General features: G+C 41.2%; 23 protein-coding genes. 17 read left to right on the forward strand and 6 right to left on the reverse strand.

From position 1 onward, the window contains the following. Positions 1 to 57: 57 nt before the first annotated feature. From D1013_RS00115 to D1013_RS00125, 3 genes are read right to left on the reverse strand one after another with little or no spacing between them, the layout of a single operon-like run. Positions 58 to 783, reverse strand: coding sequence for a metallophosphoesterase family protein (locus D1013_RS00115; protein ID WP_121846950.1), 726 nt, complete (start codon positions 781 to 783; stop codon positions 58 to 60). After that, entirely contained in the window at positions 780 to 1,868 is a 1,089-nt protein-coding gene (locus tag D1013_RS00120) for a TFIIB-type zinc ribbon-containing protein (RefSeq protein WP_121846951.1), read from the reverse strand. The genes D1013_RS00115 and D1013_RS00120 overlap by 4 nt, the downstream gene beginning before the upstream one ends. A 27-nt stretch (positions 1,869 to 1,895) precedes the next feature. Then, positions 1,896 to 3,029: an SPFH domain-containing protein gene (locus tag D1013_RS00125; protein WP_121846952.1), complete on the reverse strand. Its 1,134-nt coding sequence runs from the start codon at positions 3,027 to 3,029 to the stop codon at positions 1,896 to 1,898. Positions 3,030 to 3,179: 150 nt separating this feature from the next. On the opposite strand from D1013_RS00125, the gene D1013_RS00130 reads away from it, so the two are divergent. Next, on the forward strand, positions 3,180 to 4,136 hold the full coding sequence (locus D1013_RS00130; protein WP_121846953.1) for a carbohydrate kinase family protein: 957 nt from the start codon (positions 3,180 to 3,182) through the stop codon (positions 4,134 to 4,136). Here D1013_RS00130 and D1013_RS00135 read toward each other — a convergent pair. From D1013_RS00135 to D1013_RS00145, 3 genes are all read right to left on the reverse strand, one after another. Then, entirely contained in the window at positions 4,133 to 5,269 is a 1,137-nt protein-coding gene (locus tag D1013_RS00135) for an ATP-binding protein (RefSeq protein WP_121846954.1), read from the reverse strand. The genes D1013_RS00130 and D1013_RS00135 overlap by 4 nt on opposite strands. Before the next feature lie 160 nt (positions 5,270 to 5,429). Then, complete coding sequence (locus D1013_RS00140) at positions 5,430 to 6,191, reverse strand: SDR family NAD(P)-dependent oxidoreductase (protein WP_121846955.1); 762 nt, start codon at positions 6,189 to 6,191, stop codon at positions 5,430 to 5,432. A gap of 12 nt (positions 6,192 to 6,203) precedes the next feature. After that, a complete protein-coding gene (locus D1013_RS00145) occupies positions 6,204 to 7,076 on the reverse strand; it encodes an aldo/keto reductase (protein ID WP_121846956.1) in 873 nt (290 codons plus the stop codon). 158 nt (positions 7,077 to 7,234) lie between these two features. On the opposite strand from D1013_RS00145, the gene D1013_RS00150 reads away from it, so the two are divergent. From D1013_RS00150 to D1013_RS00225, 16 genes are all read left to right on the forward strand, one after another. Beyond that, positions 7,235 to 8,236, forward strand: a complete 1,002-nt coding sequence (locus D1013_RS00150; protein ID WP_121846957.1) for an AAA family ATPase — start codon at positions 7,235 to 7,237, stop codon at positions 8,234 to 8,236. A gap of 89 nt (positions 8,237 to 8,325) precedes the next feature. Next, on the forward strand, positions 8,326 to 9,192 hold the full coding sequence (locus D1013_RS00155; RefSeq protein WP_121846958.1) for a DUF58 domain-containing protein: 867 nt from the start codon (positions 8,326 to 8,328) through the stop codon (positions 9,190 to 9,192). Then, positions 9,192 to 10,856 carry a BatD family protein gene (locus D1013_RS00160; protein ID WP_225621386.1) on the forward strand — a complete coding sequence of 555 codons (1,665 nt, stop codon included), beginning with the start codon at positions 9,192 to 9,194 and terminating at the stop codon, positions 10,854 to 10,856. Before D1013_RS00155 ends, D1013_RS00160 begins: the two co-directional genes overlap by 1 nt. Continuing rightward, positions 10,857 to 11,855: a vWA domain-containing protein gene (locus D1013_RS00165; RefSeq protein ID WP_121846959.1), complete on the forward strand. Its 999-nt coding sequence runs from the start codon at positions 10,857 to 10,859 to the stop codon at positions 11,853 to 11,855. Positions 11,856 to 11,905: 50 nt separating this feature from the next. Next, positions 11,906 to 12,952, forward strand: a complete 1,047-nt coding sequence (locus D1013_RS00170) for a VWA domain-containing protein (RefSeq protein ID WP_121846960.1) — start codon at positions 11,906 to 11,908, stop codon at positions 12,950 to 12,952. Beyond that, positions 12,953 to 13,816: a tetratricopeptide repeat protein gene (locus tag D1013_RS00175; RefSeq protein WP_121846961.1), complete on the forward strand. Its 864-nt coding sequence runs from the start codon at positions 12,953 to 12,955 to the stop codon at positions 13,814 to 13,816. It abuts the gene before it with no gap. Beyond that, entirely contained in the window at positions 13,816 to 15,597 is a 1,782-nt protein-coding gene (locus tag D1013_RS00180; RefSeq protein ID WP_121846962.1) for a BatD family protein, read from the forward strand. Before D1013_RS00175 ends, D1013_RS00180 begins: the two co-directional genes overlap by 1 nt. Before the next feature lie 35 nt (positions 15,598 to 15,632). Beyond that, positions 15,633 to 16,391, forward strand: coding sequence for a tetratricopeptide repeat protein (locus D1013_RS00185; RefSeq protein WP_121846963.1), 759 nt, complete (start codon positions 15,633 to 15,635; stop codon positions 16,389 to 16,391). Positions 16,392 to 16,448: 57 nt separating this feature from the next. Then, positions 16,449 to 16,745: a hypothetical protein gene (locus tag D1013_RS00190; RefSeq protein ID WP_121846964.1), complete on the forward strand. Its 297-nt coding sequence runs from the start codon at positions 16,449 to 16,451 to the stop codon at positions 16,743 to 16,745. Positions 16,746 to 16,829: 84 nt separating this feature from the next. Continuing rightward, positions 16,830 to 18,422, forward strand: a complete 1,593-nt coding sequence (locus tag D1013_RS00195; protein WP_121846965.1) for a SulP family inorganic anion transporter — start codon at positions 16,830 to 16,832, stop codon at positions 18,420 to 18,422. Between the two features lie 46 nt (positions 18,423 to 18,468). After that, positions 18,469 to 19,104, forward strand: a complete 636-nt coding sequence (locus D1013_RS00200; protein WP_317173276.1) for a carbonic anhydrase family protein — start codon at positions 18,469 to 18,471, stop codon at positions 19,102 to 19,104. 162 nt (positions 19,105 to 19,266) lie between these two features. Next, the gene (pheS, locus tag D1013_RS00205; protein ID WP_121846967.1) at positions 19,267 to 20,286 is read left to right on the forward strand and encodes a phenylalanine--tRNA ligase subunit alpha; all 1,020 of its coding nucleotides are present in this window, start codon (positions 19,267 to 19,269) and stop codon (positions 20,284 to 20,286) included. A gap of 11 nt (positions 20,287 to 20,297) precedes the next feature. Continuing rightward, positions 20,298 to 20,690 (forward strand): hypothetical protein, encoded by a 393-nt coding sequence (locus D1013_RS00210; protein WP_121846968.1) that lies wholly within the window; start codon positions 20,298 to 20,300, stop codon positions 20,688 to 20,690. A gap of 103 nt (positions 20,691 to 20,793) precedes the next feature. Beyond that, positions 20,794 to 21,276, forward strand: a complete 483-nt coding sequence (locus tag D1013_RS00215) for a GbsR/MarR family transcriptional regulator (RefSeq protein ID WP_121846969.1) — start codon at positions 20,794 to 20,796, stop codon at positions 21,274 to 21,276. 72 nt (positions 21,277 to 21,348) lie between these two features. Next, on the forward strand, positions 21,349 to 22,434 hold the full coding sequence (locus D1013_RS00220; RefSeq protein WP_121846970.1) for an efflux RND transporter periplasmic adaptor subunit: 1,086 nt from the start codon (positions 21,349 to 21,351) through the stop codon (positions 22,432 to 22,434). Positions 22,435 to 22,452: 18 nt separating this feature from the next. After that, the gene (locus tag D1013_RS00225) at positions 22,453 to 25,605 is read left to right on the forward strand and encodes an efflux RND transporter permease subunit (protein WP_121846971.1); all 3,153 of its coding nucleotides are present in this window, start codon (positions 22,453 to 22,455) and stop codon (positions 25,603 to 25,605) included.

Raw genomic sequence — 25,605 nt, forward strand, 5'->3', positions numbered from 1 at the left:
TCCTTTTTTACAAAGTTCGTTTAAAATAGTCAAATTACAGAATTAAGGAAGCTATTTTCAATTTCTTCCTTGCTCATTTGGATAAAGGTCTTGAACCGGCTCACTTTGCCAAACCTCTTTGGTGTCGACATCGAGCATCGATAAAGGCCCTCTAAAGGCTGCACCTGTATCGATATTCCAGACATTAGCGGCCCTTGTGGGTTTCGCAACACCCGTTTTTGTTATGGGCGTATGGCCAATAAAAATCTCCTTATAATTGGTAAGCCTTTTCGGGTACCTGACATCATCAGGTCTCAATTCCGGATTCAATGAACAAGCTAGCTCCCATAAAGTACGGTCCCAATAGAAAGTCTGCTCAAAATACTCGTAATCAATACCTTTTAAATTAGTGAACCCTGCATGCAAGAACAACCTGTTTTTCTTATCTAAATAGTAATTACGCAAATTTTCATAAAAGTTCAGGTGATCGGCAATAAGAGCGGGGTCGGCCGCATCATAAGAACTCAACGTGGCCCTGCCCCCATGTTGCAACCACAGGGGATTGTCTTTTTTATGCAACAGCCAATCTTGACAAAGAACATCATGGTTGCCACGTATAAATATACAATTATGGGTCTTTTTCAATTCGATAAGAAAAGAAACAGTTTCAACGGCAGTGCTCCAACCGTCTACATAGTCTCCTAAAAATATTAGCTGGTCTTTTTCTGTAACCGAAGCCCTTTTCAATAACTGCTTCAAACCCTTTAATCCCGAGTGAATATCGCCTATAACCAATGTTCTCATTTTGCAAAAGTCGCAATTATGGCGATGATGGCAAGAACAAACAGCACCAAAAAGAAAATTTTCCAAAAAGAGTAAGGTCTTGAGCCGCTTAGGGTTCCAGACTGACCATTGATAAAGAATTGAAAATCCTTTCCATCATATCGATATGAACTGATATACACGGGAAGCAAAACATGCTTGAACGTTTCGTCTGCCAACTTAATATTTGCGTGATGTATACGTTGGGTGTCACCGCCAATATCCCTTCGGATCCATGAATGGGCAATTTCCTTCGCCTTTTGAAAAGAGAGGTGATGCCCATCTTTTAAAGAAACGGTGTACTTCTCGGTTACGAAACCTGAAAGGTATTTAGAGTTAAAGGGCACTAGCGCTTTCATGTCCCAAAACGCAATTTTAGTTGGAATATCATTTCTTTTACTCTGAGAAGCATTAATGAGAATATCATCAACAAAACCATTAACGGAACCTGACGCATTAGACCATCTGGTTTTTCGTACCTGTTGGGTTCTGGTTCCGTTTTTTGTCCTTACACGTTTGGTTTCGTAATAATAGTCACCTCTTTGCCCTTGATATTCGGCAAATAGGTTCGCGTCGAATGTCCAAAAAGGTAAGTACAGGCCATGTAGGCCCTCTGGGTCGAGTGCTGCCCTTTTCAGCTTGTTGGGTGCAAACCATAATTGGTTGACCCACTTTTTGAAGATGGCCTTTGCCGATTTACTGTCAAGTTGAAAAGGAACGAGCGCTCCGGGCAAGATCCAACCCTCTTGCTCTTCGTCTTCCTTTATTAAAGGTTCTCCACAATACACACATTGCAGTGATTTGTAGTTCTCTTCTACATGTTGATTAGCCCCACAATTTTTGCAGTGAAGCAAGTTGATGGTATGCGAATAAGCATTTTCACCCACCACTTCGAGGTAATGTTTCAGCTCTAGCTCTTCAAAACTGCTCTTTGTTTGCTCAATAAATTCTTCATAACCGCAATATTCACATTTCAGCTGGTCAGATCCTGGCTTGAACTTTAGTTCGGCCCCACAATTCGCACATGCTTTTTTATGTTCAGACTTCTGAGAATCGTCTAATGTCAATGGGCTCGTGTTTAAGTAATTACTGATTTAGGCAGTTGGTAACGGTGGGGGAGTATTGCCGCCCAAAAACGATTTCAGTTCTTCGACATCTTTTAAAGGTTGCCAATTCTGCATTCCTTGTTTCCAGACCAATGAATCTTTGTTTATAGTTCTACTGGCGAACAACTCCCTTAACTTTTCAATCGATACCGGCCCGTTTTGTTGGCTGTTTACCACATAATAGTATAACACTTGGCCCGGAATTGGAGGAGGAACAGCACTCTGAGCACTTGGCGGTGGAGCTGTTTGGTTCGATGGAGCATTCATTAAATTACCCATCTGTTGTGCAAGCGCAAAGCCCATTCCCATACCCATGCCGGCGCCGGCAGTACCACCTTCATTTTTGGCCGCGGCCTCCATAGCTTTGGCAGCTTTGAATTGAGACAGTTTGACCATATCGAGTTTATCGAGCCTACTATATTCAAATATTTCTTTTTTCAGCTCTTCTGGCATTGAGACATTTTCAATGTAGAACTTTTCCAATTCAATACCCACTCTATCAAATTCGGGTTTCATTACCTCTTGACAGGTATCGGAAAGCTCGGTGGTATTGGCGGCATACAGCTCGATCGGCAAATTGGCCTCACCTACGGTGTCGGTGAATCGGGTTACAATTAGACTTTTCAAATGTTCATTGACCTCATAACTGGTAAAATTACCATCGGTACCCACCACATTGACAACGAACTTGCCGGGGTCGCTAATTCTAAACGAATATGTGCCATAAGCACGTATTTCGACTAACCCAAAGCGATTGTCACTAAGCATAAACGGACTTTTAGTTCCCCATTTCTCATCTGTAAACAATCTCGTATTTACAAAATAGACTTCCGCTTTGAATGGGCTATCAAAACCATATTTCCACCCTTTTAGAGTGGTCAGAATCGGCAAGTTTTTCGTGTTAAGAGTATAGGTGCCCGGCGTAAAAACATCGGCCAATTGGCCTTCGTTGACAAATACCGCCGTTTGTCCCTCTCTAACAATTAACTTGGCGTTATTTTTTATTTCATTTTGGTAGCGCTCAAATCGATGAACGATGGTGTCATTGGAAGAATCGAGCCACTCGATGATATCGATGAATTCATGGCTTAACTTCTTCTTTATCTCATTGAATATATCCATTTCTAGACCTGTTTTATTTTTTTAAAAAGGTAACGATTTACAACATGCGGTCAAAGAGACTTCACCAGAAGGCCTATCAAAAAGGAAAAATGTCTTATTTTTTGGTACAAACCTACATTTGTAATTACCTTAGAACATCAAACTTCTTTTATGAAAACCGTCTATTGCATTGGCGAACTGTTAATTGATTTTGTCGCGGAAAAGCAGGGCAGCGACCTCTCTAAAGCAGATGAATTCACCAAAAAACCCGGTGGTGCCCCAGCAAATGTTGCCTGTGCCATTGCGAAATTAGGTGGCGACAGCAGGTTTGTCGGGTGCGTAGGCTTTGACCCGTTCGGCACTTTTCTTCTTAATGTTCTTGAGAAAAGTCATGTAGATATTTCATTGGCCCAACGGTCAAAACATTTTACGACCTTAGCTTTTGTCTCATTGGCAGAAAACGGTGAGCGAGACTTTGTTTTCAGTCGCGGGGCGGATAAAAAGCTAAAGTATGATTCGGGAATAAAGAAAGGTTTCAATGGGCACATGGTTCATTTAGGCGCCGCCACTGCTTTGTTAGGTGGCGATTTGGAGGAAGCTTACGGACGCTACTTTTTTGACGCCCTTACCCAGGACGCCTTTATCAGCTTTGATCCAAATTTCAGGGGCGATCTCTGGAAGGAAGAAGAAGAGACCTTCATAAAAAAATGTACAACCTTCATCGAAAAATCGCACTTATGCAAATTTAGTCTGGAGGAAGCCCAATTGCTCTCTGGGGAAGACGATATTGAAAAAGCCTGCGATGTTTTACACAAGAAAGGAGCACAAATAATAACGGTAACCTTAGGCGGAAAAGGCACATTGGTCAGTACCGCCAACATCAAGACAATAGTACCAAGTATAACTGTAAACCCTGTTGACACCACTGGGGCTGGGGATGCGTTTATCGGCTGTCTTTTATACCAAATATCTTCACTCGCCCACCCTACCGCTATTTTGAAGGACGACGAACTATTGCTTAAGATGGTTAAAAAGGCAAATATTGCAGGGGCCATCACTACCACCAATTATGGTGCGATTCCCTCATTGCCCACATTGGAACAATTAAAAGAAAAATCAGAAGCTTAACTGTATTTTACTTTTCTTAATATTCTAAGAGACTCCTTTAAAGACTCATAAACCTGTCGGTCATGTTTTTTCAGAATAGGTCGCGCCTCTTCCATTCGTTCACGGGCTTCTTCAAATCCGTTCAAAAAACAAATCAAATAGGTGTCGGGCAATTGCTTTAAATCTTCGGTCTCGGGTTTGTTCAAGCTTATTTGACTCTCCAACTTTCTCAAAAGTGAATTGTTCGTGTTATAAATGTGATAAAGTGTCTTTTTATCATACTGCGGGGGGTCGAACAACAAATCACTTTTTATATGATAAGTGCCGTTATCATTGAAGGTGATGACCATTTTCTCCAAAGGGTAGTAACCTTGCTTCTGACCAAGGCCCAATTGAACATATTCAATGGTAGCAAAAGAATGGTCATCATAGTTAATGGTAATTTCATCTAAAGCCGAATAAAACAATTTTACTTGTTCGTTGATTAGTTCAATGTCAACCCTAGAAAAATAAGTCTGCCCCTTTACCTTTTTCTTATGGCCTGCCCAACAGACCACAAATTGCTCTTTAAAAACCTTGTAATCGCTTTCAAGGTCTTTGTGCCTAAAGTTGATGAAATCAATAACTCCATCTAAGGTAAGTTCAATATTATTTCTGGCATGCTGCTCTATAGTAGCTACGGCATGCGAATTAATATCTTTCAAGACCACATCGAAGGCTTTGGGCATGCTAATACTGCCTTCCCTAAAGAAAACCATCCCCCCGTAATACTTCCAGATATTTTTGCGGAGTGCACAGACCTTACCCGCCGATTTGATGGTCACTAGCCCCACTACCTTACCTTCGGGAAGGTGCGGAAAAGGTATATTTTCATAGGAAATCAAAGGAGGATTTTGCAGATAGGCATTTACCAAGTTCTGAATCTTGCTGTCATCGAAAAAATCGACCCCTACAATCTTGTTATCCTCATCTTCAACACCGATAACGATATACGAATTGTTGGTAGGGTTACTGTTCGCCAAGGCGCAAACATGTTTTAAAAACTTGGCCTTACCCTCTTTCTGACCTATGGCGATAAAACGCTTCTTATCGTAAAAACTATTCTCATCATTATGTGCTAGCAGGTTCTTTACCAGTAAACGTTTATTGATCATAGCACCAAAGGGTCTTTCATAGCCGATTTAGTCTTAGTCGACCTATCTAATACTGAAGATATGAATGAAGATACAGAAGCATCCTTCATTTACCGATTATTTATGATAATTTCAGAATACCTTAAAGTTTAAGCACTTATAATCAAATATCCATATAGCCTTACGATTCCGATTTATTAAAAATCGTTGCTGAAGCCTGAGCAGTAGGTGTTATAATCAAATCGGCAATATTTACATGAGCGGGCCTAGTAACTACGAACAATAAAGTCTCTGCTATATCTTCGGCAACCAAGGGGTCAAAACCATTGTATACCGCATCGGCGCGCTCATCATCACCTTTGAATCGCACATTACTGAATTCGGTTTCAACCGCTCCTGGGTTTACGGCACCCACTTTAATGCCGTGGGGATTAAGGTCCATTCGCATACCTGTGGTAATGGCATCGACCGCATGCTTACTGGCACAGTATACGTTTCCTTTTGGATACACCTCTTTACCCGCAGTCGAACCTATATTGATAATATGCCCCGATTTTAGCTCAACCATTTTAGGTATAATGGCTTTAGATACATATAACAACCCTTTCACGTTGATATCCAGCATGGCATCCCAATCTTCTTCATTACCATGCTCAATGGGATCGAGGCCATGGGCATTTCCGGCATTGTTGATCAGTACGTCGATTTGAGAAAATTCGGGGGGCAGCGAATTAATAGCCTCGAATACCGAATCTTTATCCCTCACATCAAAATTCAAGGTGTGAACATTTGTTTTTTTGCCTAATTCGGTCTGTAGAACATCTAGCCTTTCCTGCCTTCTTCCGCAGAGAATCAAATTAAAGCCTTTAACTGCAAAAAGAATAGCCGTTGCACGACCAATACCGCTTGTTGCACCGGTAATCAAAACTGTTTTATCTATCATTTCATTTGTTTTTTAGGGAACTTCATTTCCTTTCGCGGCCTCAAGTAAAACAAACCAATCTTGTAAATCCAAATCGATTTGTACCGCATCAATTGCTTTTGACAAGCGAGATTTTGTCGTTGTTCCGACCACTGGCCGAATGTTCGAAGGGTGCTTCATTACCCAAGCCAATAAAATTTGGTCTTCAGTTGCATCGTATTTCTCAATAAGTGGCGTCATGGCTTCTTTCAGCCTTCTTACCATTGGCGTTTCATCGTTGAAATAAACCCCGAGCGGGCTCCATGCCATGGCTAATCTATCATTTGCCGAACAATCGTCTAACGTGCCATCGTACATTACTTGACTTTGAGTAAGTGAAAATTCGACCTGGTTGGCCCTTACAGGAATTCTCTTTTCCAACTGGGCTATTTGAGAACTGTTGAAGTTAGAGACCCCGAACTCTTTGATTTTTCCGGCATCCTGTAAATACTGAATTGCTTCCGCTACTTCATCAATGTTCAAAAGAGGGCTGGGTCTGTGCAGTAACAATATATCTAAATACTCTGTCTTGAGGTTTTTCAATGATTGCTCTGCCGAGCTTATGATGTAATCTTTTGAATAATCGTAGTGCTTCACACGATTATTTCTAAAGCCTGGCATTTGAATGCCGCACTTGCTTATAAACTGAACTTCGCTCCTAGAAACCTTGCTTTCTTTAAAGGCCTCGCCGAACTGGGTTTCCGTTCCGTAATCGCCATAAATATCGGCATGATCAAAGGTGGTAATTCCGATTTGAAGGCAATGGTGAATCATTTCTACCATTTGTGCCGTTGAAAATTGCTTGCCCCAACTACCCCAAGTCATAGTTCCGGCAATGATATTTGATAAGAAAATGTTACTTTGCATAGGCGCGTTAAATTATAAATAAATACCTTAAAAACTTCACAAAAATAGGGGCTTACGCATTTTTTTAACCAATCGTTAACAGCTAAGCAATGAATAAATTTTCAATTTGCACTCTGTTCAAAAAACAACCGACCCCAAACCGAAATTATTAGCTTTATATGGAAGAAACTACTACTGTTGATATTAGCGCGGTAAATGAAAAAATTGCTCAAGAGAGTGCTTTTATCGACTTGTTGATATTGGAAATGAACAAGGTAATCGTTGGCCAAAAACATATGGTCGAAAGACTATTGATCGGTCTGCTCGGTCAGGGCCACATTTTGTTGGAAGGGGTTCCCGGTCTGGCAAAAACTTTGGCCATTAATACGCTGTCAAAGGCCGTAAAGGGAAGCTTTAGCCGAATTCAATTCACCCCCGATTTGCTACCTGCCGACGTTGTAGGTACGCTTATTTACAACATAAAAGAGAACGATTTCTCGATTAAAAAAGGTCCTATTTTTGCCAATTTCGTATTGGCAGATGAAATTAACCGGGCTCCGGCAAAAGTGCAATCGGCATTACTCGAGGCCATGCAAGAGAAGCAAGTGACCATTGGTGATGAAACCTTTATATTGGATAAACCCTTTTTGGTAATGGCAACGCAGAACCCAGTCGAGCAAGAAGGTACTTATCCTCTACCGGAGGCGCAGGTAGACCGTTTTATGCTAAAGACGGTAATCGACTACCCCAAAATGAACGAAGAGCAGTTGATCATGCGACAAAATCTTTTGGGGGCCTACGAAACCGTTAAACCGGTCGTTACACTAAACCAAATATTGAGTGCCCAACAGGCGGTGAAAGAGGTTTATATGGATGAGAAAATCGAGAAATACATTCTCGACCTCATCTTTGCCACGAGATATCCAGAAAAGTATAATCTTGAAAGCCTAAAGCCGTTAATAAGCTTTGGGGCTTCTCCAAGGGGTAGTATCAATTTGGGCAACGCTGCCAAGTGCTACGCCTTTATTAAACGTCGTGGGTATGTAGTGCCTGAAGATGTAAGGGCCGTAGTGCATGATGTACTTCGTCATAGAATCGGTATTACCTATGAGGCCGAGGCAGAAAATATTACTTCAGAAGAAATTATCAATAGGATCGTAAACGAGATTGAAGTTCCTTAAAATTTCGGTTTCCCAGATTGATTTGACAACTCAGAAACTTTGTAGGCCAAAAAAGACTGAGAATTGTAGGCCAAGCCTTTTATAGTAATATGAACACCAAAGAGTTACTTAAGAAAGTACGTAAGATCGAAATTAAGACACGCCGTCTTTCCGATCATATTTTTGGTGGGGAATACCACTCCACTTTCAAAGGTCGTGGTATGACCTTTAGCGAGGTTAGGCAATATCAATTTGGTGACGATGTTAGAAATATTGATTGGAACGTAACCGCTAGGTACAATGAGCCTTTTGTAAAGGTTTTTGAAGAGGAAAGGGAACTCACAATGATGCTCATGGTAGATGTTAGTGGTTCAGAATTGTTCGGAACCACCAACCAGTTCAAGAAAGAAATTATTACCGAAATATCGGCAACACTGGCGTTTTCAGCACTTCAGAACAATGATAAGGCCGGGTTGATTCTTTTTTCAGATGAAGTAGAACTTTTTATTCCCCCTAAAAAAGGAAAAAGTCATGTACTGAGGATTATCAGGGAGTTATTGGAGTTCAGGCCCAAAAGCAACCGCACAAATCTATCGGAGGCCTTGAAGTTTTTAAGCAGCGTGATGAAGAAAAAAGCAATAGTCTTTGTTCTTTCTGACTTTATTGCCGAAGACTATGAAAAGACCCTAAAAATATCTGGTAACAAACACGATTTAACGGGAATTAGGGTGTACGACCATCGAGAAGAGGAGATCCCTAATTTAGGAATGGTACAGATTCAAGATGCTGAAACGGGTAAATACCAATTGGTCAACACCCAATCAAAAAGTGTGAGAAGGGCCTACGGAAGCTATTACCGAGAACGTGTCGATTATTTTTCGGATACCTTCAAAAAATCTGGATGCGGAGTCATTAGTTGCCGAGTAGATGAAAGCTATGTAAAAAAATTATTGGGCTATTTTAAGCGCAGAGGTTAATGCAGAAAAGAGAGTTGAAATCAATACCCCGTATAAAGTCGTTGTCTTTGCAACGAACATTTTTTTTGCTGTGCTTATTGGTCATCGGCCTTAAGAGTTGGGCCCAGACCGAGCCAAAGGTATCTTCACAGGTCGACACGACCTCCATCAAAATAGGTGAACAGATCAATTTCACCGTAACGGTAGAAACCGATACTTTGGCGCAAGTTATCTTTCCCGATGGGCACACTTTTTCACCGCTTGAAACGGTAGAGGCTTTTGAAACCGATACGACCCGAAAGCAAGATCGTATGACCTTGCAGAAAATCTATGCCCTTACCCAATTCGATTCAGGTAATTACAAATTGCCTTCGCAACGTATTGAAATCAATGGTAAAGGCTACTTTACCGACTCTACCCAAATCAGTGTTGCCAATGTACCTGTAGACACCTTGGCCCAAAAAATGTACGATATCAAACCTCTCATGCAGGTAGATAAAAGCAATGTCGACCTCTTCAAATGGTTATTGATCATTTTAATTGTCGTTGCTGTAGTTGCAGGTCTTGTATATTGGTTCTTTTTAAGGAAAAAACCTTTGACCGAAGAAGAGAAAGAAGCCCTTCTACCCCCTTATGACAGGGCTTTGTTAGAACTGAAGAAGCTCGAAAATTCTAAATACATTATTCAAGACGAGTATAAAGAGTACTATTCTGAGCTCACCAACATCGTGCGTTCTTACCTTGAAGAAGATGTTCACGTTACGGCTTTGGAAAGCACGACCGATGAGTTGATCGTAAAACTTGAAATGTTGAGGGATGCAGGTGAGCTAAAACTCGACAATGACACATTATCGCAATTCAGACGAATATTGCAAACTGCCGATTTGGTCAAGTTCGCGAAATCAAAACCGGAATCGTCGGTTGCCGAAAATGACCGTAAGGCCATAGAGCAAATTGTGATAAAAACGCATGATGCACTTCCTGAACCGACGGAAGAAGAACTTCTTGAACAAGAAGAATACAAAGAAGAACTTGCTCGAAAAAAGCAAAAGAAAAAACTGGTCATCGCCGGTGTTTCTGTGATTGCGGCCATTTTCATTGCAGCGGCAGTTGCCATAGGTTATTACGGGTTCGTACCGGTAAAGGATACCTTGTTGGGCAATCCGACCAAGAAATTGTTAGAAGGCGAGTGGGTAGCAAGTACTTATGGCTATCCTCCTATCAGCCTAGAAACACCTGAAATTCTTAGACGTCAAGAGGCGGAGCTGACTCCGGACATGAAAGCCAATATTTCAGACCTTCAGATTTTCATGTACCGCAACGCCAAAAGTCTATTTACCGTAGGCACCTCTTCAACCGTTTTAACACAAGAAGTAGAGCCCGACTTTGAAAAATCGGTAGAGATGTTCATCAAAAATCTGGAAGATAAGGGAGCCAAGAACATCATTACAAAACAAGAAGAATTCACTACAATAAGTGGTGTGAAGGGTATAAAAGTATATGGAAGCGGAAAGTTTGCCGTACCGGAATCTGACGAACTTGTTCAAGGCAAATACAGTGTCATACTATTCGGTGGCAAGGGTTTTCAACAACAAGTGATTTTGACATGGCGCGATAATGACACGTACGCCGAAGAAATTGTAGAACGAATTTTAAAGACCTTAGAGGTCAAAACCGAAGTTTAGATGCTCGAAAATATATCATTTGCCAATCCTGAGTTTTTCTGGTTGCTTTTATTGCTTCCATTGGCAGTGCTGTGGTATTTTTACAAGCGCAAAGAGCAAGTAGCATCGCTGAAATTGCCCACTATCAAAGGTTTCTCAAAGAAAGGCATCTTACCTAGACTTAAACCCCTTTTATTTATCATGCGTCTTTTGGCACTTGCTGCCATAATTGTGGCCATGGCCCGCCCTCAGACCGAAGATATCTCTACGAGAACCAAAACCACCAAAGGAATAGATATTGTAATGGCAATCGACGTATCGTCGAGTATGCTGGCCCGTGACCTTAAGCCCAACCGTCTTTCGGCCCTAAAAGAGGTAGCTGCCAAGTTTATTAGGGAAAGGCCTAATGACCGAATCGGTTTGGTGGCCTATGCCGGTGAAGGGTACACGAAAACACCGATTACAAGCGACAAATCAATTGTACTAAGTTCATTAAGAGAAATTACTTATGGTCAATTGAATGACGGTACGGCCATTGGTATGGGCTTGGCCACTTCGGTCAACCGCCTAAAAGAGAGCAAGGCTTCAAGTAAGGTCATCATTCTATTGACCGATGGTGTCAACAACTCAGGTTTCATAGAGCCTCAGACCGCCGCAGATTTGGCTATTGAATTTGGCATTAAGGCGTATACGATAGGTCTGGGCACCAATGGTAATGCGCTTACGCCGATTGCGTATAATGCCGATGGTTCCTATAGATACGGAATGCGGCAAGTTGAAATTGACGAAGAATTACTAAAGGATATTGCCAAGGTTACCGGAGGTAAATATTTCCGTGCAACGGACAATGAAAAGCTTGAGGCTATTTACGAAGAGATAAACAAGCTTGAAAAAACCGAGATAGAAGAGTTCAAATATTATAAATACGAGGAAAAATTTAGGCCGTGGATATTTTTGGCAGGGGGTTTGCTTTTGCTAGAATGGCTGTTAAGAAATAGTATTTTCAGAAGCTTTATCTAAATCATTTGGGTGATTTAGGTTTCAAGCAAAATTTATAAAGATTTTTGACCATGATACAGTTCGACGAAGAAATATATTTCTACCTGCTGGGTGTTATACCAGTGGTCGTAGTACTGTTCGTATTACTGCAAGTCTGGAAAAATCGCACCCAACGAAAATTTGCCGACCTGCCTTTGCTCAAGCGCATTACTCCCAACAGGTCTAGGTATAAGTCTAGTTTGAAATTATTGTTGTTTTTATTAGGAATCACCTTTCTCACATTGGGTCTGGTAAATCCCAAGATTGGAACCAAACTTGAAACGGTCAAACGTGAAGGCGTCGATATCGTCTTTGCCGTAGATGTCTCTAAAAGTATGCTGGCCGAAGACATCGCGCCCAACAGGCTTGAAAAAGCGAAGCGCTTGGTTTCAGAAATCATCAATCAACTGGCTAGCGACCGAATCGGTATTATCGCTTATGCAGGTCAAGCATTTCCGCAGTTGCCTATAACCACCGATTATGGGGCGGCCAAGATGTTCTTACAGAGTATGAATACCGATATGCTTACTTCACAGGGTACAGCTATCAACGAAGCTATTGAATTAGCTACGACATATTACAATGACGCAGAACAGACCAACCGGGTGCTTTTCATCATTTCTGATGGGGAAGACCATTCTGAAGGTGCGGTTCAAGACGCAGTCGAAAATGCGGTCGATGAAGGTATTCGAATCTATACGATAGGCGTCGGTAAAACTAAAGGAGCCCCCATACCCATCAAAAGAAATGGTATTGTCGAAAGTCTAAAAAAAGACGCACAGGGTGAGGTAGTCATAACCCGACTTAACGAAGAGGTCTTGACTGACATTGCAGATGAAGGAAACGGTGAATATATAGATGGTACCAATACCGAAGATGCCGTTGAGCTGATAAAGGAACAGTTGTTGCAGATGGATAAAAAGGAATTTGAAGCCAAGCAATTTGCCGAGTTCAAAGACCAATTTCAATGGTTTTTGGCCATAGGGCTATTATTTCTATTTTTAGACATCTTCGTTCTCGATAAGAAAACCAAGTGGTTGAAAAAACTGAATTTGTTTAACGAAAAGATTGAGGAATAAATGAAAAATCTGTTTTTCATACTATTACTTCTGGTGGCCAATTTCATCGTTGCCCAAGATGATGAAGATGAGCAGCGTGCCCGTAATTTGCGTGACTCAAAGAATCTCACTTGGGACGGTAATAAAGAATTATCTGAAGATAATTTTATCGATGCCGAGGTTGATTACAGAAAGGCCATCGCAAAAAGTGATCAAAATGCGGCTGCGCCTTACAATCTTGGAACAGCTTATTATGACAAAGAAACCTACAGTGAGGCTTTTGGTCGATTTAAAGAGGCGGGAGAGGTTGCCACCACCAAAGCCGAAAAGCACCAAGCTTACCATAACATGGGCAACGTTTTTATGAAGCGTAAAGAGTATGAAAAAGCGGTCGAGGCCTATAAAGAAGCCCTCAGAAACAACCCAAAAGACGACGAAACACGCTATAACCTTGCTTTGGCCAAAGAGATGTTGAAGAAAGATCAAGAACAGAACAATCAGAATCAAGACAACAAAGACCAAGAAGACAAACAAGACCAAAAAGACAAGAACGAAAATAAAGAGGAAGGAGAAAACGAGGAGGACAACAAAGATCAAGATAAGCAAGATCAAGGCGACCAAGGTGATGAGGGCGACCAAGAAGATCAGCAAAAAGAAGAGAATAAAGAGGGTGAAGGAGACCAGAAAGAAGAACAGAAAAAGAAACCTGATCAAGGCGACCAGCAACAGCAAGAACAACCGCAGCAGCCTCGACCCAATCAGTTAAGCAAACAGCAGATCCAAAATCTGCTAGAAGCTATGCAAAACGAAGAGAAAAAGGTTCAGGAAAAAATAGACGCCCAAAAAGTGAAGGGTGTCAAGGTCAAAAATGAAAAGGATTGGTAATGCCAGTAATGTTGAAAAAAATATTGACCTATTTTTTAGCGGCGTTCGCTACTTTTTGGCTCAACGCACAAGATAAAGATGCCGTTACTTTCGAGATCAAACTCAGCAAAGAAAAATTAGGCATCAATGAGCGTCTTCGTGTAGATTTCACCATGAACAAAGATGGTGATAACTTCATGCCCCCAGATTTTGAAGGCTTTAGGGTATTGATGGGCCCATCTCAATCGATCAGTTCTTCTTGGATCAACGGGGTTCGCAGCTATTCAAAGACCTATTCGTACACTTTGGCACCTACCGCTAGGGGCCAATTTAACATTCAACAGGCCTCTATAGTCATTGACGGAAACACTTATAAATCACTTTCTAAAAAGGTAGAAGTAACGGCCGCCGTTGATAAGCCCAGTGATCAAATGACCGTCGATGACGTAGCCGACGAAAGCCTGCATCTCGTCGCAGAGGTTTCAAAAACAAGCCCCTATCTCAATGAGGCCTTGAGCGTTGTTTATAAGTTGTATGTGGCACCATCCATTAGCGTTTCTAATTACCAACCACTTGACAACCCGAAGTATAATAATTTTTGGAGCCAAGATATACCCGTTAGAAGACTATCGGCCGAAAACGGAACCTATAAGGGAAAACCCTACAGATATGTGGTATTGAAAAGAGTGGTACTCTATCCACAAAAATCAGGGCAACTTGAAATTGAGCCGTTATCCCTTGATGTAACAGTTGATGTACCTACTAACAAAAGAGATTTTTTTGGAGGTCGTATCTATTCCCAAACAAACAAAACCGTATCGGCCGGTAGAAGAACCATTAACGTAAAGGCCTTACCTGAAAAAGGCAAACCGGTTAATTTTAGCGGTGCTGTAGGGTCATATGGTTTTTCGGTCACGACAAGCAAAACTGCTTTGAATGCCTCAGAATCCTTACAGGCAAAAGTGGAGGTCAGCGGTAAGGGCAACCTTAAGCTTTTTCAACTTCCGGAACCTAATCTTCCCGGTTCGTTAGAAGTGTATGACCCCGAATTCAGTGAAGACGTTCGAACTACCTTATCAGGTTCTCAAGGCAAGGTGAGCAATAATTATACGATTGTTCCCACTTTTAAGGGCAAATATCCCATCCCCAGTATTTCATTTACTTATTTTGACCCTAATTCTGAGACATACAAGACTTTAAGTTCCGAAGAAATAGTAATCGATGTAAAAGAAGGCCCTGTAAATTCGGCATCTGCAAATGCCCCTAATTTGAATGGAGCGAAACAGGCAGTAACTACAGGCAACCAATTCAATTTTTTAAAACTTCAACCAAACCTTTCTCCTACGGCAACCAATGTGTTTTTTGGTTCGACCTGCTTTTATCTCTGGTTGTTTTTGCCCTTATTACTGATTCCGGTTGCAATTTTGATAGGTAAGAAAAGGGAAGCTATTGCTAGCGATGTAGCCGGAAATAAAATAAAACGTGCCAACAGATTAGCTAGAAAATATCTTTCGAAAGCCCGTAAGGAACTAGGGCATAAAGATGCCTTTTATGTAGCGTTGGAGAAGGCTCTGCACAATTACCTCAAAGCTAAGCTCAAAATTGAGACCTCTGAGTTCAGTAAAGACAAGATTGCACATTTGCTCAAGGAAAAAAATGTGGATGATGTGACCATTCATGGATTTATTGCGCTTTTGAAAAATTGCGAAATGGCCAGGTATAGCCCCTTTTCTGAGGTACAGATGCAACAAGATTATGATAAGGCCAGCGAAGTCATATCGCAGCTTGACAAACAACTTTAAACAAACCGTACAACGATAAATTACAGCAAAGTACAATGAAAAAATTACTGTCGGTCGTAATCTTTCTTTTCGGTTTAGTAGCCTTTGGGCAAAATGAAACCTTGTTCAATCAGGCCACTGAGGCCTATAACGAAGGAGCCTATCAAAAAGCGGTCGATAATTATCTGGAAATTCTCGATAATGGCCAGCATTCGGCGGAGCTCTATTACAATCTCGGAAATTCATATTACAAACTAAATCAAATAGCCCCTAGTATTTATTACTACGAAAAGGCGTTGTTGCTTCGACCCAATGACGAAGAAATAAAGAACAACTTGGCTTACGCCAATAACATGACCCTTGACGCCATTGAAACCTTACCCGAAACCGGACTTTCCAACATTTATAAAAATATAGTAGGTCAGCTAAGTTTTGACCAATGGGCCTATTTGGCAGTGGCATTCCTTATACTTTTTGTTTTTCTTTATATCGCCTTTTATTATTTTAGGTATTCATCACGAAAGCGAATTTCGTTCGTGATAAGTATCGTCGCTTTATTTCTTTCCGTTGTTGCTTTGGTATTTGCTATCTTGCAGTATAATAAGTTCAAAGATGACATGCCTGCAATTGTTTTCGCCGATGAATCAAGTGTGAAAGCAGAGCCCAATGCCCGAAGTCAAGAAGCTTTTGCACTTCATGAAGGCACCAAGGTAAATGTCTTGGAAGAACTCAATGACTGGAAAAAGATAAAAATTGCCGACGGCTCGATAGGTTGGATCCCCGCAGAAGACATCAAAGAGCTTAAGGATTTTTAAAACTTCCTTAACAAACTATAGTGGCTTATGCCGTTATATTTGTATATAACGTCGACCATGAAAAGCATCGTTCGAACTACACTTTTGGTTTTATGGCTATTTGCGATTGGCGCACCTAGCCTAATAACGTTATGCGATGTTGACAACCCTATAGTGGTCACCAATCTCAATGAAGAAGAGCATCAAGAAACGGGCAAAAAATCTCAAGCTGAGGAAAAGTTCGTAAATGACCATGATTTCGACTATTCCCTTATCAAGCACTCAAAAGAATCTGAGATAAGCGATTTTCATCTTTTGGGAACATTCGATCACATTCTTGAAATAGTACCTCCCCCACCGGAACAGTCTTGTTAGTCATTTACGACCTTCCATTTTTTACTTTACGATTGACTAACCAGTCCTTTCCTCTTTTTGGTTAAGGGCCAAAAAATTATCTCTATGTTTAAACATATCAAGAGCGACCTTCCTGCAAGTATCGTCGTTTTCTTCGTTGCTTTGCCCCTTTGTTTGGGTATCGCATTGGCCAGTGGGGCCCCATTATTTTCTGGATTAATTGCCGGTATAGTCGGCGGTATCGTTGTTGGTGCCATGAGTGGTTCCAATATCGGTGTTAGTGGCCCTGCGGCCGGTTTGGCAGCTATTGTACTGGTAGCTATTACCGCCTTGGGCGGATACCAAAATTTCTTGGTAGCCGTCGTCATCGGTGGTATTATTCAAATTTTGTTCGGTGTACTCAAAGCCGGAGTTATAGGATACTATTTTCCTTCTTCGGTTATTAAGGGCATGCTCACAGGTATCGGTATCATCATTGTATTAAAACAAATTCCGCACTTTTTCGGTTACGACCCCGACCCTGAAGGCGATTGGGCCTTCTTTCAGGTAGATGGTGAAAATACTTTTTCAGAAATACTCAACACAGTCAACAATATAAGCCCGGGAGCGACCTTGATTGCCATTATTGGCCTGGCGATACTTATTTTATGGAATAACGTTCTAAGTAAAAAGGGCAAAATATTTCAATTGGTTCAAGGTCCTGTAGTTGCAGTGGCCGTTGGTATCATTTTCTATGTATTGACCAAAGACCATGAAACCTTGGGCATATCAAAAGAACATTTGGTAAGCGTTCCGGTTCCTGATGATATCGATTCATTTTTAGGGCAGTTCAGCTTTCCTAACTTTAGTGCCGTAAGCAATCCTCAAGTTTGGATTACCGCTTTCACCATCGCCTTGGTAGCTAGCTTAGAGACTTTACTATGCGTTGAGGCGACCGATAAATTGGACCCTCATAAGAACGTGACCCCAACCAACAGAGAGCTATTGGCGCAGGGAACAGGAAATATTGTTTCAGGTTTGATCGGAGGTTTACCAATAACCCAGGTAATCGTTAGAAGTTCGGCCAACATTCAATCTGGTGGTAGAACTAAGCTTTCGGCCATTATACATGGTTTCTTTTTATTGATTTCAATCATACTTATTCCGAACCTACTTAACATGATTCCTTTATCGGTATTGGCCGCTATTCTGTTTATTGTAGGTTATAAATTGGCTAAACCGGCGCTTTTCAAAGTGATGTACAATTTAGGCTGGAAGCAATTCGTACCATTTATTGTTACCATTCTAGGTATAGTCTTTATCGACCTTTTATGGGGTATTGGGCTAGGTCTTGCCGTAGGTATCGTGGTCATATTAATCAAAAGCTACCAAAACTCTCATTTTCTTCATATCGAAGAGAATGGCGACGGTAAAGATTATGTGAAAATGACCCTGGCCGAAGAAGTTACTTTCTTCAATAAAGGAGCTATTTTAAATGAATTGGATAAATTGCCAAGAAATACCTTCTTGGAAGTCGACGTAATGAAAACGAGGTATCTTGACAACGATATCATAGAGATTCTTGAAGACTTTATCATTAAAGCGCGGGAAAGGCAAATTGATATAAAATTGGTGTCAAAAAGAGGTATTGTAGAAAACCCCGAAAGTTTTGTAGAATTCTTCAAGAATAGACCCAAATCAGATTTGAGCCTTAGCTGATTTTAGTTACAGGCGATTAATAGTACTAATTTTAATAGAAAATAAAATATATATGAGAGCACATACTAAAGAAACCCAAGCCACCATGAACCCCGACAAATCATTACAATTCTTAAAAGAGGGAAACCTAAGGTTTCAACAAAACCTTAGGGCCAACAGAAATTTATTAGAGCAGGTGAACGATACCCGAGAAGGTCAATTTCCGTTTGCGACTATACTAAGCTGCATCGATTCTAGGGTTTCGGCCGAGTTGGTTTTTGACCAAGGGCTTGGTGATATTTTCAGTATTAGAATTGCAGGTAATTTTGTTAATGAGGATATTCTTGGAAGTATGGAATTTGCCTGTAAACTGGCAGGTACCAAATTGATTGTCGTTCTGGGCCATACTAGTTGTGGTGCGGTTAAAGGTGCCTGTGACCACGCAAGGCTTGGAAACCTCACTGCCCTTATCAATAAAATAGAACCTGCCGTAGACGAGGTTAAAGAACCTGCAGATGAAAGCCTGAGAAATTCAAAGAACCTAGAGTTCGTTGACAAGGTTTCTGAGAAAAATGTTCATTTGACCATCGATAATATTCGAAAGCAGAGCGGAGTACTTAAAGAAATGGAAGATAATGGTGAAATTAAGATTGTAGGCGCCATGTACGACATATCGGACGGTGGCGTAACTTTCTACGAATAATCATAGCATTCAGTATAAAAAGGCCGGCGAAAATAGCCGGCCTTTTTATTTTTGAGTATTTGCGTTGGTGTTTTACCTTTTGTCGGGTACGCGGTAATTGTTCGATAGAAAGCAAAACGATGTTGATCAAAATGTTTTAAATTTGCGTCTTTAGTCAAGACCATGATCGATACGATAAAGGAACATATAGAGGAGGTTGAAAAATTTACTACGGATGATAAAGAGGCCATTGAAGCTTTCCGTATTAAATATCTAGGCAAAAAAGGGTTGTTGAACGATTTTTTCGCTGAGTTCAAAAATGTGCCGAACGAGCAGAAAAAAGAGTTCGGCCAGACCATCAATAAGCTAAAATCAGCAGCCACTGAAAAAGTCAACAACCTTAAATCGGCACTTGAAAACAGTACCGAAGAACAAGGTATCTATGGTGACTTGACAAGGCCTGGTGAGCCGATGGAGTTGGGCGCGAGGCACCCCATATCTATTGTTAAAAACCAGATTATCGAAATTTTCTCTCGAATCGGTTTTAATGTTTCCGAAGGACCTGAAATTGAAGACGACTGGCACAACTTTACGGCCTTGAACTTGCCTGAATACCATCCGGCAAGAGACATGCAAGACACCTTCTTTATACAAACCGACCCCGATGTTCTTTTGAGAACGCATACTTCGTCGGTGCAGGTTAGGTATATGGAAAATAATAAACCCCCTATTCGTACCATCTCACCGGGTAGAGTGTATCGAAACGAGGCCATTTCGGCCCGCTCGCACTGTTTCTTTCATCAGGTAGAGGGTCTTTATATTGATAAGGATGTTTCTTTTGCAGATTTGAAACAAACATTACAGTATTTCACGACTGAACTTTTCGGAAAATCTAAAATAAGATTACGCCCTTCGTATTTTCCCTTCACCGAACCGAGTGCAGAGGTTGATGTGTATTGGGGCCTAGAGACCGAGACCGACTATCGAATGACCAAAGGTACCGGGTGGCTTGAGATTATGGGTACCGGTATGGTTGATCCGAACGTACTTGATAATTGCGGTATTGATTCAAAAGAATACTCTGGTTTCGCCTTTGGTATGGGTATTGACCGCATCGCTCTTTTGCTTCACCAAATTTCTGACATACGCTTATTGAGTGAAAACGATGTGCGTTTCTTAGAGCAGTTCAAGAGCGCCTTGTAATTACCCCCATTGTGAAGAAAGATATTGAAATTCCCGTTGCTAAAGATGTTCATGTTGCCATCATTCGAGAATGGAACGATGAATTTCTATCAAAAGACTGGAATGCATACATAATCAATGACCGTTCTGATGCCATTGAAATGGTCATCGTAGTGTCAAAAGGTTTTGATGAAGACCGAAAAACATCGACAATGCGTCATGGTATAGGTAAAATGGAAGCTAAATCGTTTGCCAAAATTGAGCTTATACAAGAAGAAGTTCTAGCATTGGACAATGAGTTTTTCGTAACCTTCTTCGCCGAAGACAAACTGTATGAAAAGCGCTTCTTATTTCCCAAATACAGCGTTTCCGAAAAGAAGCTACAGCAAATTCCTATCGTCGAAAGGGAAGGCATACTACCCTAATTTGTAGTAAATACATTTGCCTCGATTTTTTTAACCAAACTTTAGGTTCTTTTGGTTTGTTTTATTCCGAACCAACTCTAAATTTGCGAAAAAATTCCGAGTTATGGGTAAAGAGGAAAGCAAACAGGTATTAATTGAAGAGCTAGGTATTCACCTAGAGTCTGAACATAACCTACCACCGTTGGCCGCAAGGGTGTTTGCCATTCTTATTCTTACAGATCAAGATGGTCTTACCTTCGAAGATTGCCTAATCAAAAGAGGGGCGAGCAAAAGTTCTATCTCAACTTCATTGAACCTGTTACAGCAGTTAGGCTTTATAAATTACTTTACCAAGGCAGGCGATAGAAAGCGGTATTTCAAGGTGGCTGAAAAAGATACCTTCTTCTTAAAGAAGTTAAACCTTTCTCTTACCAAAATTGAAAAAGAGAGCGAGATAATTGATAAAGTTTCTGCTTACAATAAAAAATTCAATCCCGAAAAATTCCATACCAATGAAGACAAAAGAGAAGTCTATACCAAATGTTTAAACGATATGACTAAAACACTTCAATCTACCATAACTAAATTAAAAGAAATACAAGTATAATTTTTTTACCAAACTGGTTCGTTTTATACCGAACGTTTAGAATTAACAAAACCTTAACAACATCCTCCTAAAATGAAAAAACTATCACTAATCATTTTATTGGCCGCCGGAACCCTATTAAGCTCTTGCTTTGGCACCACCTCTGCCTCACCTCAGGCAGCTGCAGCACCGCCGCCGAGCTTAAAAGTAGCCACTTTAAACAAACAGGATATGACTACCTACGACCTGTATTCCACAACTATCGAAGGTAAACAGAACGTAGAGATACGGCCCAAAGTGTCTGGCTTTATTCAAGAAATTTATGTTGAAGAGGGTCAGAAAGTCAAAAAAGGCCAGCTACTTTTCAAACTAGAAACAGAAACTTTATCACAAGACGCCAACGCCGCAAAGGCCGCAGTAAATGCGGCTCAGGTAGAGGTCGATAAGCTAAAACCATTGGTAGATAAAGAAATCATCAGCAATGTGCAGCTCGAGACGGCCAAAGCCCAGCTGGAACAGGCCAAGAGCGGTTATGAGAGTATTTCCGCCAATATCGCTTACTCACGCATCACCAGCCCAGTAGACGGTTACATTGGTGAGATACCTTTTAAAGTCGGTACATTGGTAAGTAATACTACCACCATGCCCTTGACGACGGTATCAGACATCAGTGAGGTAAGGGCCTATTTTTCACTAAACGAAAAGGAGCTCTTAGAAATTAAAAAGAGGGTAGCTAAAGAAGGTAGAACCATAGATATCACTAAAGCTCCCGAAGTGGAACTGATAATGGTGAATGGAGAAACCTATGACCAGAAAGGAAAAATAGCCATGGTCAACAACCTGATCAATACCACCACGGGCAGTGTTGCTCTACGTGCCGATTTTAACAACCCTAATCTATTACTTAGCTCAGGAAGTACCGGTGAAATCAAGATTCCAGCAGAGAGAAAAGACATTTTTGTGATTCCAATGACCGCCACTGTTGATCTACAGGGTAATAAGATGGTTTACATCATGTCTGAAGATAGTACCGTTACCAGTAAACCGATTACCATAGTTGACCAAACACAGAATGAGTACTTGGTAGAAGAAGGACTTGAAGAGGGTACCACCTTAGTAGTTGAAGGAGTCTCGAAGCTAAAAAGCGGACAAAAAATCTCTCCTATTACAAAATCATAGCCAGAAAAGAACAGACGAATGTTTCAAAAATTTATAGATAGACCGGTACTCTCTACCGTCATATCAGTTATTATAGTAATTCTAGGTGTTTTGGGTCTCACCACCCTGCCTGTAGAACAATACCCTGAAATAGCGCCACCAACCGTTCAGGTTTCGGCCAGCTATACCGGTGCGAATGCCGAAACCGTACTAAACAGTGTGGTAATTCCTCTTGAAGAGCAAATCAATGGTGTTGAGGGAATGACCTATATGACCTCATCAAGTAGTAACGATGGTTCGGCCAACATTAGCGTTTACTTCGAATTGGGTACCGACCCCGATATTGCTGCGGTAAACGTTCAAAACAGGGTGTCTCGTGCGAATAGCGTACTGCCACAGTCAGTAATCAATACTGGGGTTACCGTACAAAAATCGCAGACCAGTTCTTTATTGTTCTTTTCCATTTTTTCAAAGAACCCGGATTATGATGCAACGTTTGTAGAGAACTACGCAAAAATCAACTTGGTACCTAAACTACAGCGTATCAATGGTGTGGGTAACGTTAACGTATTCGGATCCAAAGATTACTCGATTCGTATTTGGATCGATCCTGATAAAATGGCCGCTTACAACATTGTTCCTTCCGATATTCAGGCTGCCCTAACCGAACAGAACCGCGAGGCTGCTACCGGCAAAATCGGTGAAAATGCAGAAGGAATCTACGAGTATGTACTCAAATACAGAGGTAGACTTAATGAGGTAGCGCAATATGAAAATATCATTCTTCAAACTACCGATGATGGCGGTTTTTTAAGGCTAAAAGACGTCGCTACTATTGAGTTGGGTGCTTTCAACTATGCCAGAAAGAACTACGGTATGGGTAACCCAGGGGTAGCGGTAGGGGTTTACCAAACATCGGGTTCGAACGCTTCCATCATTATTGATGAAATCGAAAGAATACTTGTCGAAAGTAGTGAAGAGTTTCCCAAGGGTCTCGATTATGTAATTCCATTTAACGTAAAAGACTTCTTAGATGCTTCTATCGATCACGTTGTTCAGACCTTGATTGAAGCATTTATTCTAGTTTTTATAGTGGTTTTCCTTTTCTTGCAGGATCTAAGGTCTACCTTGATTCCGGCAATTGCCGTACCAGTGGCCATCGTGGGAACCTTTTTCTTCCTTCAGATATTTGGCTACTCCATCAACATGTTGACTCTTTTCGCGATGATTCTGGCCATCGGTATTGTGGTGGATGATGCGATTGTAGTGGTCGAGGCCGTTCATGCTAAACTGGAAGAAGGTGCCGAATCGGCAAAATCGGCAACAAAATCGGCAATGAGTGAAATTTCCGGGGCTATTATATCCATCACATTGGTGATGTCGGCCGTATTTATTCCCGTATCGTTCATTCAAGGTTCATCAGGTGTGTTCTATCAGCAGTTCGGTATCACCTTGGCGGTAGCTATTTTGATATCTGCGGTCAACGCACTGACCTTGAGCCCTGCCCTAGCCGCACTTTTCTTAAAACCGCATCATGATGACCATGGCAAAAAACAAGGTTTTAAAGACAAATTCTTCAACGGATTCAATCGAGGCTTTAACGCTATAACCAACAAATACACTAGTGCAGTAAATACCTTAATCAAGCGCAAATGGTTGGCGGTAGGCTCATTAGTTGTTTTTTCGGCTTTGGCAATCTACCTCTTTAAATCGACCGCATCAGGGTTCGTACCTAATGAAGATAGGGGTATCGTATTTGCCAATGTTAGTATGCCGGCCGGTACCACTTTAGAAAAAACAGAGGAAACTTTAATGAAGTTGGATTCCATCTATGCTTCAATGGATGTTATAGACGCTCGAATGACCGTTTCCGGTTTTAGTTTATTGAATAGGGTAAGTGCCGGTTCATATGGTTTCTCTATTATGAAACTAAAGGATTGGAGCGAAAGAAAAGAGGATTCACTTTCCGTTGATGCCACAATTCAAAAGCTCTTTGGAACGGCCGCTACCTTTAAGGATGCCCAAATCATATATTTTACCCCTCCCAGTATTCAAGGCTTTGGTACCTCATCTGGTTTTGAAGTGCAATTACAGAGTAAAACGGGAGAGGCTTGGTCAGATATCGACCAAGTGAAAAATCAGTTCTTAGGAGCTTTGAACCAAAGACCTGAAATTCAATATGCCATTTCACAGTTTAGCCCTAATTATCCGCAATATCAATTAGATGTTGATGTGGAAAAAATTAAGATGGCCGGCTTTTCGACCACAGATATCTTCAATGCCCTTCAGGGCTATTACGGCGGAATTTATGCGACCGATTTCAATAAGTTCGGTAAGCAATATAGGGTTATGATCCAGGCCAAACCTAAAGATAGGGCCAATGAAAATTCTTTGAACAAGATTTACGTGAGAAATACGAACGGTGAGTCCGTTGCGGTAAGCCAGTTCGTTAATCTAGATAAAATTTATGGTCCTGAATCAGTAGAACGATTCAATCTATTGAGTTCGGTAAAAGTAACAGGGGTACCGAACCCAGGTTATAGTACCGGTGACGCATTGACGGCCATTGAAGAGGTAGCTGCCCAAGTACTACCCAACAGTTACACCTATGAATACTCAGGTTTAACCAGAGAAGAAAGTAAATCAGGCGGTACAACGGTCATCATTTTCATCTTGAGTTTGGTGTTCGTTTACTTCTTATTGAGTGCGCAATACGAAAGTTATATTTTACCTTTCGCCATATTGTTATCACTTCCGTTCGGTCTAGCAGGTGCCATTCTCTTTGTGAACATTGGCGGTTTAGAAAACAACATCTACTTCCAAATCGCATTGATTATGCTTATTGGTCTGTTGGCCAAAAACGCCATACTTATAGTTGAGTTCGCATTGCAACGAAGGCAAGCAGGAATGAGTCTTTGGGATGCCGGTATCGAAGGTGCCAAAGCTAGGTTCCGCCCTATTTTGATGACATCTTTCGCCTTTATTTTCGGTCTGTTGCCATTGGCCCTTTCTTCCGGGGTAGGTGCCGTTGGTAACCGTTCTATCGGCTTAAGTGCCGTCGGCGGTATGTTGATAGGAACCATACTAGGGGTATTCATTATACCTGTTCTGTTCGTCGTTTTTCAAGCGCTGCAAGAACGTTTCTCAAGCAAACCTCAACCTGTTACTGAAGAAAAAGCCCTCAATGCCTAA

This window comes from Euzebyella marina (assembly GCF_003687485.1).
Lineage (GTDB): Bacteria > Bacteroidota > Bacteroidia > Flavobacteriales > Flavobacteriaceae > Euzebyella > Euzebyella marina.